The 15,444-nt window shown below is 64.8% G+C and carries 12 protein-coding genes; 10 read left to right on the top strand and 2 right to left on the bottom strand.

The features are described 5' to 3' along the window. Window positions 1–68: 68 nt before the first annotated feature. Window positions 69–557 (top strand): Lrp/AsnC family transcriptional regulator, encoded by a 489-nt coding sequence (locus tag HZF03_RS11490; protein WP_119017313.1) that lies wholly within the window; start codon window positions 69–71, stop codon window positions 555–557. Window positions 558–721: 164 nt separating this feature from the next. Here HZF03_RS11490 and HZF03_RS11485 read toward each other — a convergent pair whose 3' ends face one another. Next, on the bottom strand, window positions 722–2,023 hold the full coding sequence (locus HZF03_RS11485; protein ID WP_119017314.1) for an O-acetylhomoserine aminocarboxypropyltransferase/cysteine synthase family protein: 1,302 nt from the start codon (window positions 2,021–2,023) through the stop codon (window positions 722–724). Between the two features lie 273 nt (window positions 2,024–2,296). On the opposite strand from HZF03_RS11485, the gene HZF03_RS11480 reads away from it, so the two are divergent. The 6 genes from HZF03_RS11480 (at window position 2,297) to HZF03_RS11455 (ending at window position 9,737) form a co-directional block, all read left to right on the top strand. Next, the gene (locus tag HZF03_RS11480; RefSeq protein WP_119017315.1) at window positions 2,297–3,490 is read left to right on the top strand and encodes a PLP-dependent transferase; all 1,194 of its coding nucleotides are present in this window, start codon (window positions 2,297–2,299) and stop codon (window positions 3,488–3,490) included. 224 nt (window positions 3,491–3,714) lie between these two features. Further along, entirely contained in the window at window positions 3,715–5,250 is a 1,536-nt protein-coding gene (locus HZF03_RS11475; RefSeq protein WP_119017316.1) for a nitrogenase component 1, read from the top strand. Further along, window positions 5,250–6,641 (top strand): nitrogenase component 1, encoded by a 1,392-nt coding sequence (locus HZF03_RS11470; RefSeq protein ID WP_119017317.1) that lies wholly within the window; start codon window positions 5,250–5,252, stop codon window positions 6,639–6,641. Before HZF03_RS11475 ends, HZF03_RS11470 begins: the two co-directional genes overlap by 1 nt. Window positions 6,642–6,682: 41 nt before the next feature. Continuing rightward, window positions 6,683–7,861 carry a YncE family protein gene (locus HZF03_RS11465; protein ID WP_119017318.1) on the top strand — a complete coding sequence of 393 codons (1,179 nt, stop codon included), beginning with the start codon at window positions 6,683–6,685 and terminating at the stop codon, window positions 7,859–7,861. 244 nt (window positions 7,862–8,105) lie between these two features. After that, window positions 8,106–9,116, top strand: a complete 1,011-nt coding sequence (locus tag HZF03_RS11460; RefSeq protein ID WP_119017319.1) for a class I SAM-dependent methyltransferase — start codon at window positions 8,106–8,108, stop codon at window positions 9,114–9,116. Then, window positions 9,117–9,737 carry a dimethylsulfonioproprionate lyase family protein gene (locus HZF03_RS11455; RefSeq protein ID WP_119017320.1) on the top strand — a complete coding sequence of 207 codons (621 nt, stop codon included), beginning with the start codon at window positions 9,117–9,119 and terminating at the stop codon, window positions 9,735–9,737. 38 nt (window positions 9,738–9,775) lie between these two features. Here the strand turns inward: HZF03_RS11455 and HZF03_RS11450 are convergent, their stop codons facing one another. After that, window positions 9,776–10,453 (bottom strand): GntR family transcriptional regulator, encoded by a 678-nt coding sequence (locus HZF03_RS11450; protein WP_011157896.1) that lies wholly within the window; start codon window positions 10,451–10,453, stop codon window positions 9,776–9,778. Between the two features lie 409 nt (window positions 10,454–10,862). On the opposite strand from HZF03_RS11450, the gene HZF03_RS11445 reads away from it, so the two are divergent. The 3 genes from HZF03_RS11445 to HZF03_RS11435 all read left to right on the top strand — a co-directional run bounded on the left by HZF03_RS11445 (window position 10,863) and on the right by HZF03_RS11435 (window position 15,339). Further along, complete coding sequence (locus tag HZF03_RS11445) at window positions 10,863–12,170, top strand: MFS transporter (protein WP_011157895.1); 1,308 nt, start codon at window positions 10,863–10,865, stop codon at window positions 12,168–12,170. 64 nt (window positions 12,171–12,234) lie between these two features. Next, entirely contained in the window at window positions 12,235–13,914 is a 1,680-nt protein-coding gene (ilvD, locus tag HZF03_RS11440) for a dihydroxy-acid dehydratase (RefSeq protein WP_119017321.1), read from the top strand. Window positions 13,915–13,965: 51 nt separating this feature from the next. Further along, entirely contained in the window at window positions 13,966–15,339 is a 1,374-nt protein-coding gene (locus tag HZF03_RS11435) for an FAD-dependent oxidoreductase (protein ID WP_119017322.1), read from the top strand. Window positions 15,340–15,444: the final 105 nt, after the last annotated feature.

Raw genomic sequence — 15,444 nt, 5'->3', positions numbered from 1 at the left:
CCCGTTCGTCACGCCCGGCCCACGAGCAGACCATCCTCGGATCAGGATCACTCCGTCGTCAGTTCGGTATGTCACGACCTTTCGATCATCTCGATATCAAAATCCTCCGGCTGCTGCAGGAGAACGCTACCCACTCGGTCGCGGACATCGCCTCCAAGGTGGGGCTGTCGTCGACTCCGTGCTGGAAGCGTATTCAGCGCCTGCAGATGGACGGGGTCATCACCGGCCGTGTCGCACTGGTGGATCAGGAAAAGATCGGGCTCGGGCTGTCGGTGTTTGTCTTCATCGAGGCCGGCGAACAGACCAAGGAATGGCAGGCATCATTCGCCACAACGCTCCGCGGTATGCCCGAAGTGGTCGAAGTGTACCGGCTTGCAGGTGACTATGACTACGTCCTGCGCGTCGTGGTTGCCGACATGAAATCGTTTGACCGGTTCTACCGCCGGCTGATCAAGACCACCGAGCTGAAGAACGTGACCTCGCGCTTTGCGATGGAAAAGATCAAGGCGATCACAGCGCTCCCGGTGGTCCCACCGCCGCCGCAAGCCACGCCATAACCACCAACCACACTGGAACGTATCGCTCCCCGCCAAATGTCGTTCGCGCCCTTGCGAAGGGCGAAACGGCAAAGCGATCCAGAAGTCCCCGAACGCTTCGCCGCCTCCCAATCAAGTTGAACACGTTCCAAGGGGCGCCAGGGCAGCCCCTTGGAACGACCGCATCATGCAGCGTCCAGCGCCTGCGCCAGATCGGCCAGGATATCGTCCGGATGCTCGATCCCGATCGACAGGCGGATGAACCCCGGCGTGACGCCGGCCGCCAGCTGATCCTGCTCGCTAAGCTGGGAATGGGTGGTGGCCGACGGCTGGATCGCCAACGACCGCGCATCACCGATATTGGCGACATGATAGAACAGCTTCAGCGCCTCGATGAAGCGCTGGCCGGCCGCCTGCCCGTCGCGCAGTTCGAAGCCGATCAGTGCGCCGTACCCTCCCCGCATCGACGCGTCGGCGCGACGGCGGAGCTCACCGCTCTGCAGGCCCGGAAAATGCACCGCCGCCACTTTCGGATGGTCCTTCAGATAGTCGGCGACGACGATCGCATTGGCATTGTGCTGCTCCATCCGGATCGGCAGCGTCTCAAGCCCCTGCAGGATCTGTGACGCGGCGATCGGTGCCATGCCGGCGCCGAGATCGCCGAGCAGCTTCAACCGTGCGCGAAGCGAAAACGCGATCGGGCCGAACGGTCGAGCAACCTCGGTCCAGACAACTTGCGGATCGACCGCATCGGGCGCCGTCAGCAGCGGAAACCGTTCGGCGTGCTGCTGCCAGGGGAAGTTGCCGCCGTCGATGATCGCGCCGCCGAGCGTGGTGCCGTGGCCACCGATATATTTGGTGGTCGAGTACATCACGATCGCCGCGCCATGCTCGAGCGGCCGCACCACCCCGGGGACGGCGGTGTTGTCCATCACCAGCGGCACCCCGAGCGAACGACCGATCGCAGCCACTTCGCGGATCGGAAACACCTCCAGCTTCGGGTTGGGTAGCGTCTCCGCATAATACAGCCGCGTCCGCGCATCGGTGGCGCGTCGAAAATTCTCCGGGTCGGACGGATCGATGAACCGCGCCTCGATGCCGAGCTCGCGCAAGGTGTTGTCGAACAGAATCCATGTGCCACCATAAAGGCCGGTGGAGGTGACGAAATTGTCCCCCGCCTGCGCCAGGTTCAGCACCGAGAACGTCGACGCCGCCTGCCCCGATGCGACCGCCAGCGCCGAAGCGCCACCTTCGAACGCGGCCAGCCTGCTCTCCAACTCGCGCAGCACCGGATGGCTCACCGCCCGATACCGCGCATCCAGCCTCTCATTGCCGAACTGCAGCGGCGCGGCGGCACCTTCGTCGATGCGCGGCGAAGGACGGCGACTCACACCGGCACGGCCACGCGCGCCGCGGAGAACGAATGTGCTGGGATGCAGCGGTTGAACAGCATGATTATCGTCGAGAGTCGAGGCTTGCGCGAACATTTCACTTTCCAGCACGATTACTTGACTTCATGTGCTAACCGTATTCTCTGCAGGTGCTGTGAACAAGCTGCGTTCGAACACACTTGCTATTCCGTTGTCGGAAGTCTCACGCGTCGCGACACTTCTATATCGCGCCGCATTGCGCCGACGCAGCGCCGCCTCTTGCAAGTGCCTCTTTGCAACGGCAGCAGCGCCACTGAGCGATATGTCCGTCGCTCGACTTCCACCGATCGTTTCCCTCTCTTCACCTCTGCCGCCGAGGAGCGCACCGTCATGACCCAGCCGCACGCCGCCAATGTCGAAACGCTCGCGGTCCATGGTGGCTCGTTCCGCTCCGATCCGGTAACCGGCGCGGTGGTGCCTCCGATCTATCTGACCACCTCGTACCAGTTTCAGGACACCGAGCACGCGCGCCGCATCTTCGCGCTCGAAGAGATCGGCTACACCTATACACGCACCGTCAATCCCACCCGCGAGTTCCTGGAGCGCCGCGTCTCTGCGCTCGAAGGCGGCGTCGGTGCACTTGCGCTCGCCACCGGCGAGAGCGCATCGCTGTACGCGCTGCTCAACATCGCCCACAGCGGCGACAACGTGGTGCTGTCGCCCGACATCGTGACGGGACGCAATGCTGGTTTGGTCGCATCGCTGCGCCAGTTCGGGATCGACGTCCGTTTCGCCGCAGAGACGGGATCGGCGGAGTCGTTCGCCGCGGCGACCGATGTCCGCACCCGCGCCTATTATGTCGAGAGCCTCAGCGTGCCGCAGCTGCGCGCCTTCCCGCTCACCGGTGCAGCCGAAGCGGCCCAACAGGCCGGCGTGCCGCTGATCGTCGACAACACTGCGCAGCCGCTGTCAGTGAGGCCGTTCGAGCACGGCGCTGCGTTGGTGATCTACTCGGCAGCCGAATATCTCGGCGGCCATGATGGGGCCCAAGGCGGCCTGATCATCGACGGGGGGCGGTTTTCCTGGGAGGCTCACGGCACCCGGCTGCCGACCCTGAGCGAACCGGATGCGTCCTATCACGGCGTGGTCTGGACCGAGCTGGTGAAGAAATGGAACGCCAGCCCGTTCGTGGCGCGGACGCGGGCACATCTGCTTCGCGATCTCGGTGCGGCGATCAATCCGCTGGCGGTGTTCCAGATCATCCAGGGTGTCGAGACGCTGCCGCTGCGGCTGCGCCGGCAGACCGCCAACGCGCGCGAGGTCGCGACCTATCTGGGCGCGCACCCAAAGGTGTCCGGCCTCACCACGGGCGCCGCGCTGATCGCCTTCGACCTGCCCAGCGCAGCCGCTGCGGCGCGCTTCACCGACGCGTTGACGCTGTTTGATCCTGCCGTGACTTACGGCGGTGTCCGCAGCGCCGTCCTCGACCGCGCCTCGGCCTCGCCGCGGGTGGTACTGTCGATCGGGCTCGAACACGCCGGCGACCTGCTCGCCGATCTCGACTCCGCCCTCGCCCACATCTGATCGCAGCCGCGACGAGCAGATCTGGCAGCAATCTGATAGCCGAGCATCACCGCACGGCACCCCGCCGACACTGGATTGTTTCTCCTCACGCGCGACGGCGCAGTTAGTTCTTTCAAATCGCGAACCAGCGCGCTTTCGCGCTTGCGAACGAGGTTTCATCATGGCCATCTGCGCGCGCAACTGATCATCCTCACAGTTTCTTTCTTTGAAGGCGTTGCGCGCCGATGGCCATTAATCTTCGTAGTCCGTCCGCCGAGACCCGCGAACAGCGTCTTGGTACCATCACCTCATGGGATGGCCCCGCCTCCCGCCTTGCCAACGAGTCCGCCTTCTCCCGCGGCGATTGCGGCCCCGGATGCGGCGGCAAGGGCCAGCGCATCTGCGAATTGGAATCGCCGTTCTCGCAGGGCTCGACCTGCTCCGAGCAAATCGCTGAAAGCCAGGCCAGCAACGTCCGCGACGCGGTGCTGGTGCAGCATTCGCCGATCGGCTGCGCCGCCGGTCATATCAACAGCAACGCGTTCTTCCGCAACGGCCTGATGCGCCGCGGCCTGGCTCCGCGCAATGTCACCGGCCTGTCGAGCAATCTGATCGAACGCGACATGATCTATGGCGGCGCCGAGAAGCTGCGTGCCACGATCAAGGCCGCGGTCAAGCGACACCAGCCCAAGGCGGTGTTCGTCGCCACCTCCTGCGCCACCGGCATCATCGGCGACGACGTCGAGAGCGTGGTGCGCGATTGCGAGGACGAACTCGGCGTCCCGGTGGTGGCGATGTATTGCGAGGGCTTCAAGTCCAAGCATTGGAGCTCAGGCTTCGACGCGATCCAGCACGGCGTGCTGCGCCATGTCGTCAAGCCCAAGCCGGGCCCGCGGCAGGACAACCTCGTCAATATCATCGTGCTGTGGGGCAGCGACGTGTTCACGCCGATGCTGGCGGAACTGGGCCTCGAAGCCAACAACATCCTGACCGTCGCCTCGGTCGACGAGATCGCGCGCGCCTCGGAAGCCGCCGCATCGGCGACCTTCTGCTACTCGGTCGGTGGCTATCTCGGCGCCGCGCTGGAGGAGCAATACGGCGTGCAGGAGATCAAGGCGCCGCAGCCTTACGGCTTCGACGGCACCGACGCATGGCTGCGCGCGCTGGCCAAGGCCACCGGCCGGGAAGAACGCGCCGAAGCCTATATCGCCCGCGAGCACGCCCGCGTCCGACCACAAATCGAGCGGTTGCGCGAGCGCCTCAAGGGCGTGCGCGGCTACGTCGCGATGGGAGCGGCCTATGCCCACGGCGTCATCGGGGTGCTGCGCGAACTCGGCGTCGAGGTACCCGGCTCGCTCGTGTTCCATCACGACCCGGTCTATGACAGCCACGACGTCCGCCAGGATACGCTCGGCCATATGATCGACGCCTATGGCGATGTCGAACACTTCAGCATCTCCAATCGCCAGCCCTATCAGTTCTACAATCTGCTGAAGCGCTCCGATCCGGACTTCATCATCATCCGCCACGGGGGCCTCGCCGGCCTCGCCTCGCGCCTCGGCGTGCCGGCGATCGCGCTCGGCGATGCGTCGACCGCGATCGGCTATCAGGGCATGATCGATCTCGGCGAGGAAATCGTCGATGCGCTGGCGCAGCGCAAATTCCATCAGGACCTCGCCGGCCACACCAGCCTGCCCTACAAGCAATGGTGGCTGGATCAGGCCGATCCGTATCTGCTCGCGCGGCAGAACGCCCCGCAAGCCGCCGGAAGTCGCGTCTGATGAGCATCACCCCGCTTCAAGTCCGTCGCTCCGGGCCGACCCCTGTCGTCGCAGACGTCCCCGAAGAAGGCCCGATCGAACAGGTCCGCTACGCCTGCGCACTCGGCGCAATGCAGACCGTGGCGGCGATCCCGCGCGCGATCCCGATCACCCATTGCGGTCCGGGCTGCGCCGACAAGCAATGCGGCGCTCTGGCGTTCAACAATGCCTATCAGGGTGGCGGCTGGGGCGGACTCGGCGTCGCTCCGAGCACCAACGCTACCCAGCGCGAAGTGATCTTCGGCGGCGAAAACCGGCTGCGCGAACTGGTCACCCACACGCTGGACCTGATGGAAGCCGATCTGTTCGTCGTGCTCACCGGCTGCATCCCGGATCTGATCGGCGATGACGTGCCGGCCGTGGTCAAGGAATTCCAGGCCAAGGGCGCACCGGTGGTTTATGCCGGCACCGGCGGCTTTCGTGGCAACAACTACACCGGCCACGAGGTGGTCACCCGCGCGATCATCGACCAGTTTGCCAGCGCGGATGCGGGGCCGCGCGAACACGGCCTCGTCAACCTATGGGCGCCGCTGCCGTATCAGGACCCGTTTTGGCGCGGCGATCTCGCCGAATTGAAGCGGTTGCTGCAAGGCATCGGGCTCCGCGTCAACGTGCTGTTCGGGCCGGGCTCGGCCGGCGTGTCGGAATGGCGCGCGATTCCGCGGGCGCAATTCAATCTGGTGCTGTCGCCCTGGCTCGGACTCGCCACCGCGCAGCATCTCGAAGACAAGTTCGGACAACCGTATCTCCATCTCCCGGTGCCTCCGATCGGCGGCCGGCAGACCAGCGAGTTCCTGCGCCAGGTCGCCGCCTTCGCCGGCATTCCGGACGCGCAGGCCGGCGCCTTCATCGCTGCGGAAGAGCGCGATTACTACGGCTACATCGAGGCGTTCTCGGAGTTCTACTCGCAGTATCGCTGGGGCCTGCCGGCGCGGTTCGCCGCCATCGGTGATGCCGCCACCACGCTGTCGATCAGCAGCTTTGCGGTCCGCCAGCTCGGCCTGGTGCCGGCCGTCGTGGTGATCACCGACAACACCCCGCCGGAGCACCGTGACGCGATCCGTGCGGCATTCGCCAAGCTCGACCACGACGTCGGCATCGAGCCGGTGTTCGCAGAGGACAGCTACGCGGTGCACGCCGCCATCCGCGGTGCCGATTTCGGCCGTAAGCCGCCGCTGATCTTCGGGACGACCTGGGAGCGTGACCTCGCCAAGGAGCTGCGCGGCTTCATTCTCGAAGTCGGCTTTCCGGCCTCCTACGAAGTGGTGCTGTCGCGCGGCTATGCCGGCTATCGCGGCGCGCTCACCCTGATCGAGCGCATCTACACCACCGCAATCAGCCGCAGCGCCTGATCGGCGCGCTGGCTGCGAGCGATACGACCAGACGAGATAACGTGACGATCATCTCCAAGCCGACGTCCGATCCGATGCAGCCCACCGGATCACGCTTCCGTGCCGGCATTAGCCGTCGGCGCCTGGTCGGAACAGCTTTGATCGGCGCGGCGACGCTGCTGTCCGCCGCCCCTGCCCGCGCCACTGAGGCTTACCGCGACTATCGGCGGACGATCTTCGTCGCGCGGCGCGGCGTTGCCGCACTCGATGCGATCGATGTCGATTCCGATACCGTGACCGGCACGCTCGCACTCGGTCTTGAACCGCGCGAGTTGCAGATCTCGCAGCGCGGCGGCCGCCTCGCCGCGATCGACCTTCGCAGTCCGCGGCTCGTCAGTGTCGATCTGGCGGCGCAGAGTCGCAGCGACGTGCCGCTGCCGTTTGTCCCGTCTCGGCTGCGGATCAGCCCCGACGGGCAGCGGCTGGCGGCGTTCGACGATGCCCGCGGCACGATCGCGCTGCTCGACACCGTCGACGGCCGCGAACGCAGCCGGATCGACGGCCCCCGCGAGATTCGCGAGGCCATCTTCTCCGGCGACAGTTCGGCTCTCCTGGTGGCCGCAGCGAGCGTCGGCGGCCTGTCTGCCTATTACATCGCAACCGGCCAACCTGTGCCGCCGGTCGAGGGACCAACACTGCACGCGCTGCTGCGGGCGCCGAACGGACGCGAGGGCTTTGCGCTGACAGCTGAGACACCGCGCCGCGTGCTGCACCTTGATCTCCGCTCGCGGCAGGTACTGGCAAGCGTGCCCGCCTCCGACCATCCTGTTCTGTTCGCAACCGGCACCGGCATCCAGTTGCTGGCCATCGATCAGCACACAGGCACGTTGTCGATCCTGCCGTCGGAGCCGCTGCAGCCGGGCGGCGTCACGCTGCCCGCCGCGGCATCGACCGCCTATGCGGCCTGGTTCGATACGGTGGCGTTCGTGCCGGCACCTGCGACGCGCAAGCTGCTGATCTTCGACCTCGAGCGCCGCAAGGCCGCGGGCTCGATCGCGCTCGACGGCATACCCGGCACCGGCGTGGTCACGCCCGACGGTGACAAGCTGTATTTGCCGATCGAGGATCAGGGCACGATCTCAGTGATCGATACCCATCTGCGCCAACGCACGGCATCGATCACGATCGGCGCTGCCCCGGTGCAGGCGATCATCGCCGGAGGCTATGGGCTTTGCCACTGACGTCACGTCGGTGGGACTCGGGTCCCGGCCCCTTCTCTTGAGCCAGCGGCGAACGCAATGATCGACCATGCTTGCCTCGCAGAGGCGAATGGCATTCTCGCTTTGCTGCCGACAAGGAAAACTCCTGCTGTCAACGTTGACGTAAGAGTGGTGCCATCATCGACGACTGTCAGCGACGCGGCGCGTGGTGCCGCTTTGCCCATTCGGTCGACTCTGAATTTGCAATCCGACTGCGAGTGACAATATGGCGACGGCACTGAACCCCGGCCGAACTTCGGCTCCCACTCCCGAGGCAGCGCCCAAGCTGCGCTTCGACGCTCGCCGTTATCTCGGCACCCCGGCGGTTCGGCGGATCAAGGACGAGGTCGAGATCGAACTCGCCGACCGCGCTTATCTGCCCGACCTGAACGACCTCAAGCGCGACTGGGTGGCGAGCGTCGCCGCACCGGCGTTCCGGGTGCTCGCGCGCAACCGCGCCACACCGCCGCGCGCGTTCGCCTCGATCGGCACCGGCTCGGGCGTCGATGCGCTGGCGGCGATCGAATTACTCGGAGCCGAAATCGTCGGCATCACCGACCTGTTCGAGGAGGTGGTCGCTACCGCGGCCCGCAACGTGCGCGGCAATGTTCGCCCCGATGCGGGCATTACGCTGCACGCCGGCGCCGGTGACCTCCTCATCCCGCTCGCTCCCGCGGGCGTGAAGTTCGACGTGATCTACGAAAACCTGCCCAATCTGCCGGTCGACGACAGCCGCAAGATCGAAGCCGACAAGACCAGCGCCGCCTTTCTCGCCCCGCGCAGCGAAACCATCCCGGTCTTCATCACCGACTGGCTGCTGACGATGCACTACCTCGCGCTGGTGCAGGCGCGTGACGCGCTGACGCCGGACGGCGTTGTGCTGTCGACGGTCGGCGCCCGCGTGCCGCTTGATGTTCTGGCACAGATGTCGCGCGCCGCCGGGCTGGTGCCGCGCGTCCTCACCTATGGATGGAAGGTGCAGGCCGACGCCGACGACGTCATCTCCACCTACGCGAATTGGGAGCGCCAGGGGCTCGGCCCGTTCCGGTTCTACGCCGCGGACGCGCTGGAGGCTGCTTTCGCAGATCTCGATCCCGGTGCGGCCGGCGCCAATGCCGCGACGATCGAGGCCAGCCTCGCCGGCGAACAGCTCGGCGCAGTCGCAGCGTGGGAGGCGCATCGCAGCGGCCTTCGGATCGGCCACACCTATGTGGTGCTGCAATCGGGCCTGGGCTGAATGACCGCCTCCGATGAAGCCGGCCAGCTGCGATCGCTGATCACAGCACTGCAGCGTTCCTTTGCCGATCCGGGCGGTGCCGATGACGCAGCCAGGGCCGAGATCCGCCGCGTCGAAGCGCTACTTGCCTCGGCCCCTACGGAGGCTGCGGTTCTGCAGCCGACACATCACCCGCTGACGCGGCACCTGCCGGCGGTGCTCGATCTCGCCGAGGCCACAGCGCCCGAGGTCGCAGCCGCCCTCCGCCCGATCGCGCAGCAGCTGCCGTGGCGTTACGGCTACACGCCGCGAGACGATGCGCCCGGCCTCGAAGGCGCCATGGGCTGGGCCGAACTGATCGGCCCGCTGGCGCCGATCGTCAGCCGCGAGGTCTGCTTCGGCCTCACCTTGATCGGCCCGCGGACCTACTATCCGCCGCACCGCCATCCCGCGGTCGAGCTGTATCGGATCGTGGTCGGCCATCCGCACTGGACCGTCGCCACCGACACCGCACTGCGCCGGCCGGGCGACGCCATCCTGCACGTCAGCGACGTCGTCCACGCCATGCGCGCCGACAACGAGCCGCTGCTGGCGATCTACTCATGGACCGGCGACGTCGACACCCCGTCGCGGTGGGTGTGATTGCTAGCGGGAAGGATCGTCGCCAAAACCGGCAAGGCTCATCGCTGTTTGAGCGCGATCCTGGCATCGGCTCCGCGGAGGGTGCGGTACGCAAAGTCGGTGAGGTAATCGTTCAGCGCGAGCGACGCGGTGGCGGCGGCCTGCTCGTCGCCCTGGTTGATCGCTCTCAGCGTCGCCGAATGCTTCTCGGACGCCACCATCAACTCTGTGGGGCGATCTGAGATATTGGCGAACCAGAACCGTCGCGACAGGCCCTGAAGCGGAGCCATGCTCGAGGTCAGATATTCGTTCTGCGCCGCCGCAACGATGATCTGATGAACCCGCTTCAGCAGATCGCCGTACAGAACGATGTCGTCGGACTTTGCGACTTCGTCAAACTCCCGTGCCAATTCGAGCATCATCCGCTTCTGAACGGAGGTGGCGCGATGAACGCAAGTTCGCACCGCGAATTCTTCGACCACTCTGCGTAGTTCGAGCAGCTTGAGTTGGACCTCGACCGAGATCAACGGAATGAAGGCTCCCTTCCGCGGATGTATCTCGACCATTCGCTCCCAGGCGAGACGCTGCAGTGCTTCGCGGACAGGCGTTCGACCAAAACCGGTCGCCTCCATCAACGTCACTTCGCTGACCATTTGGCCGGGCTTCAGCTCTTGAAACGTGATCATTCTCTCGATCACGTCGTAGACCTGCTCAGACTTATTGGTGTGCTCGGGCATCTATCCGCTGTCCGGTGGAAATCTGTCGCTTAAATCTAGCCTGCAAAACAGCCGGGACCGTGGTCTTCGGCATCCGCGTGATCGCGTTTGCGGGCTCGGTCTGGTTCAGGGCCGTTCACCGGCGGGCGCCGGATCGTTGACCGGATGAATATCGCCGGGTTGTCGCCGCCACGTTCATGAATGCAGACGGCAGATCGAGCCTCTGTTCGGAAGGCCGTTTCGGCCGGCGCTCATTGTCAGTTCCACCCCATCGTCCCCTACCCCACCCCGATTTTACGCGTACGCAAAACCGCGGACCGTCGGCTTCAAGCCACTGGACTCTACTGCCATACCTGTAATATATCAGCATATATCATAGATATATCAATAGTCGATGAGGCTATAATTCGTTGAAAATGGGGAAACATCCATGGCTGAGGTTTTACAGGACCAACGCGCGGTCGGCGGAAACCAGAAATCCCGCCGAGCGGCGTGGGCCGCTCTGATCGGCACGGTGCTGGAGTGGTACGACTTCATCATCTACGGAACGGCCGCAGCCGTCGTCCTGAATAAGGTCTTCTTCCCCTCGACTGACCCGTACGTCGGAACGCTCGCCGTGTTTGCGACCTACGCGGTCGGCTTCCTCGCCCGCCCCTTGGGCGGCCTGTATCTCGGCTACCTCGGCGACCGATACGGCAGAAAGCGCGTGCTCGTGCTCACGCTCGTGATCATGGGCGCGGCCACGTTCCTGCTGGGCTGTCTGCCGTCCTACGCGCAAATTGGAATCTGGGCGCCGATCCTGCTTGTCGGATTGCGCCTGCTGCAGGGATTCGGCGCAGGCGGTGAGTACGCCGGCGCGGTGGTGCTGTCCGTCGAACACGCTCAGGAGGGCAAGCGCGGCGCTGCAGGCGCCTGGGCTCCGATGGGCTTTGCGCTGGCAACCTTGCTCGCCAACGCCGTGTTCTTCTCCGTCATTGCCTCGATGCCCGAAGACCAGTTCCTGCAGTGGGGTTGGCGCATTCCCTTCCTGTTCGGCGGCGTGTGCGTGCTGGTCGGCTACTTCATTCGCCGCGGCGTCGAGGAGCCGCCGGTCTATGAACGTGCCGTCGAGCAGGCGAAGACCGAGAAGATCGGCCTGTTCACGTCGATCAAACGCAACCCGCGCAGCTTCGTCATCGTGCTTCTGACGCGGATGGGAGAGAACGGCTTTGCCTATCTCTATCCGGTGTTCTGCGTCTCCTATGTGATCACGACGCTCGGGCAGCCACGCTCGACCGCGCTGTGGGCCGTCATCATCGCCTCGATGGTCCAGGTCGCCACCATCCCGTTCTTCGGCGTGCTGTCCGACCGGCTTGGTCGCAAGACGGTGTATATTGCGGGAGCGCTGCTTTCGATGGCGTGGCTGGTGCCGTTCTTCCTGCTGCTCGACACCGGCGCCACCGCCGCCATCATCCTGGGATTTGGCATCGGCCTCGGCATTGCGTATCCGGCGATGCTTGCGCCGCAGGCTTCCTGGTACGCCGAACTGTTCGACACCCAGTTCCGGCTCTCAGGCTTCGCCTTCTCCCGGGAGCTCGGCTCATTGCTCGCCGGCGGCGTCGCTCCCTTCATCGCCACGGCGCTCGTCGCATGGGCCCATCATTGGTGGCCTATCGTCGCCTACATGTGGGTGCTCGGCATCATCACTTTGATCGGCCTTAAGCTTGGGCCGGAAACCGTCAGCAAGAAACTCGGATAAGTGGAAGAGCGTTCCGGCGCCGTGTCGGAACGCTCATTGCTCCCGCATCTTTGGAGATTGGCCGATGAACGAACTCAGAAGCAACTTCGAGCCGGGTTCGACCCGGTGGGCCGTGCGTCGCGCGCAATGGCTGGCGATGGGCATCAAGGAGGAGGATTTCCACAAGCCCAAGATCGCGGTGGTCAATTCATCCAGCGGTCTCTCGGTCTGTTACCAGCACCTGGACGAGATCTCCCGGAAGGTGCAGCAGGCGATCCGCGATGCAGGTGGTCTCCCATTTGAAATCCGCACCGTTGCCCCGTCTGATTTCGTCACCTCCGCAGGCCGCAAGGCGCGCTATCTGATGCCGTCTCGCGATCTCCTCGTGAACGACGTCGAGGTCCAAGTCGAAGGCGCCGAATTGGACGGCATGGTCCTGCTCGCCTCGTGCGACAAGACCACGCCAGGCCAGTTGATGGCCGCTGGTCGCTTGAACATCCCGTCGATCGTCCTGACCTGCGGCTATCAGCTCGGCGGCCATTGCGGCGGCAAAGACGTCGATATCGAAGACCTCTACAACGGAGTCGGAACCTACAAATCGGGCCAGATCAGCTTACAGGATCTGACCGACATGTCCTGCGCCGCAATCAAGGGACCTGGCGTTTGTGCCGGTCTCGCAACCGCCAATTCAATGCACTGCCTCGCAGAAGCACTCGGCATGGCCCTGCCCGGCAATGCGCCGATCCGCGCTGGAGGCGAGCGGCTGTCCGACTACGCGGTGCAGGTCGGCCAGGCCATCGTGCGGCTCATTCAGCAAGATCTGAGGCCGCGGCAGATCCTGACCAAGGCGTCGATCCAGAACGGAATTCGTATCGCGCAAGCGCTGGGGCTGTCCGTCAATACGGTGCGGCATCTGACGGCGATCGCCATCGAAAGCCGCATCGAAATGGACGTCGTGGCAGAATATGAGGCTCTGTCGAAGGACGCGGTTCAGATCACGCAAGTGCGTCCCAACGGTCCGCATCGGATCGAGATGCTGGACGCTGCAGGTGGCGTGCGAGGCGCGATGAAGCAACTCGCCAGCAAACTCGATCTCTCCACGATGACGGTCACCGGAAAGACCCTCGGAGAAAATCTCGCCGAGGCGCCCGCGCCGGACGAACGCGTGATCCGGCCGCTGTCGAACCCGTTCCGCAACGAGCCCGGCCTCATCATCATTCGCGGCAATCTCGCGCCGGACGGCGCGGTGGTGAAGCTGTCCGCCGTCCCGACCTCCGTCCGCCGGTTCGAGGGCGTGGCGAAGGTTTTCGAAGACGAGGACAAGGCGATCGCTGGCCTCAGCGACGGCTCAATTCAAAAGGGACAGGCCATCATCCTCCGGCACATGGGCCCAAAGGGCGGCCCGGGCACGGTGTTCGCCTGCTCGTTCATGGCGGCCTTAGTCGGCGCCGGCCTGTCGAGCGGCGTCGCGGTTCTGACTGACGGTGAGTTGTCGGGTCTCAACTCCGGAATCACTGTTGGCCAGATCATGCCGGAGGCTGCCGAAGGCGGCCCGCTCGCCGTGGTGGCTGACGGCGACCGTATCACGATCGACCTGACCGCCGAAACTATCGAGCTCATGATCACCGAAAAGGAACTCGCGACCAGACTAGCTGAATGGAAACCGCGGACGCTGCCGGCCGAATATGGCTGGCTTGCGCAATACGCCCAACTCGTCCAGCCGCTCTCGAAGGGAGCCGTGCTCGGCGATCGAAGCAGGCGCTGATAGCGCAGCCGCGCCCTCCCCGAGCCGCCAGTCACACGCGAGGTTATTTTGATGGACTCCACATGCGTCAACATTCCGGCTTGGGAAATCCGGCACCAGATCTCCCTTGATGAGGCAAGATCGCTCCCGTGCCTTGCGGAGATCGATGTTCTCGTCGTCGGCGGCGGCGCATCCGGCGTTGCTGCGGCCACTGTTGTCGCCGAGTCTAATTGCTCCACCATCCTGGTCGAGCGCTACGGATTCTGCGGCGGCGCCGCCGTGGCAGGACTATCGGGGACGATCTGCGGTCTGTTCCTGGCCAGCGAACAGAGCAAGCCGAAGCAGATCGTCTTCGGGTTTTCCGAACGCTTCAGATCCGAACTCGCCAGGCGCGGCGGCGTCACCCCGCCGCAGAAGTACGGCAAGACGTTCGTCGTCACCCATGATCCTCTCAAATGGCGCGAGACCGCCGACTCCCTGCTGACGGTGTCGGGCGTCAGGGTGCTGTTCCACACCGTCGTGGTCGCGGTGATCATGGACGGCAATCGCCACCTCGGCGTGGTGATCGAGTCCAATGCCGGCCGCTCGGTGATCCTTGCCAAACGCACGATCGACGCATCCGGAGATGCCGCCGTCGTTGCCCGCGCCGGTCATCCGTGGCGGTTTGGCGACCAGGGCCGCATTCAGAACCCGACAATGTTCTTCCGCCTCGGTGGGGTCGACGTCGACCGTTTCGTCGCACATTGGGGCGAAGACACGATCTCTCCGCCGGAAATCGTGGAGGCGCTCACAGCCGCCGATCGAAGGAACTACGATCTTCCCCGGAAGAAGATCTGGATCTTTCCGACCACACAGCCCGGCGAACTGCTTGTCAACGCGACCCGGCTATCGGCGCGTGACGGCTCGATGCTCAACGTCATCAATCCGGAGGATTGGACCGTCGCCGAGATCGATGGACGGCGCCAGGTGCGGGAGTACGCAAGGTTTCTAGCGGCCCACGTGGAAGGCTGTGAACGCAGCTTCGTCATCGATACGGGCGTGGAGTGCGGCGTTCGGCAGACCCGTTCAATCGAGGGCCTTCAGACTCTGACGAACGAGGATGTCGTCGCGGGGACCAAACGGCCGGATTCGATCTGCCGTTCCCCCTGGCCGATCGAGCTGCACGCCGGTGACAAGCCGAAGCTGCACTGGCTGCTGGACGACTACTACGACGTCCCATTTGGAGCGCTTATCCCCGCGGCCGGCGAAAACATCATCGTTGCTGGCCGCTGCCTGTCGGCCGAACACGAAGCTCTCGCCTCTGCGCGCGTGACTGCTCAGTGCTTCGAATACGGCCATGCCGCCGGCGTTGCCGCTGCCCTATCGATCTCGGGTGGCGCTCCGCTGCATTTACTCGAGCCGGCTGCGATTGCCGAACGGATGAAGAAAGCCGGCAGCGCTCTATGAGAGCTCGGTGATATCGAAACGCGAGCCATTCGTGCTCGCGTGTCGTGCTGGCGAGTTCAAGACCTCAGCAACAGCCTGACGCCCATTGCTAAGCTAGGCCGGCGA

The sequence above is a fragment of the Rhodopseudomonas palustris genome (assembly GCF_013415845.1).
Lineage (GTDB): Bacteria > Pseudomonadota > Alphaproteobacteria > Rhizobiales > Xanthobacteraceae > Rhodopseudomonas > Rhodopseudomonas palustris_F.
Note: the sequence above shows the minus strand (reverse complement) of the source record. Positions and strands in the feature narration are given on the sequence as shown.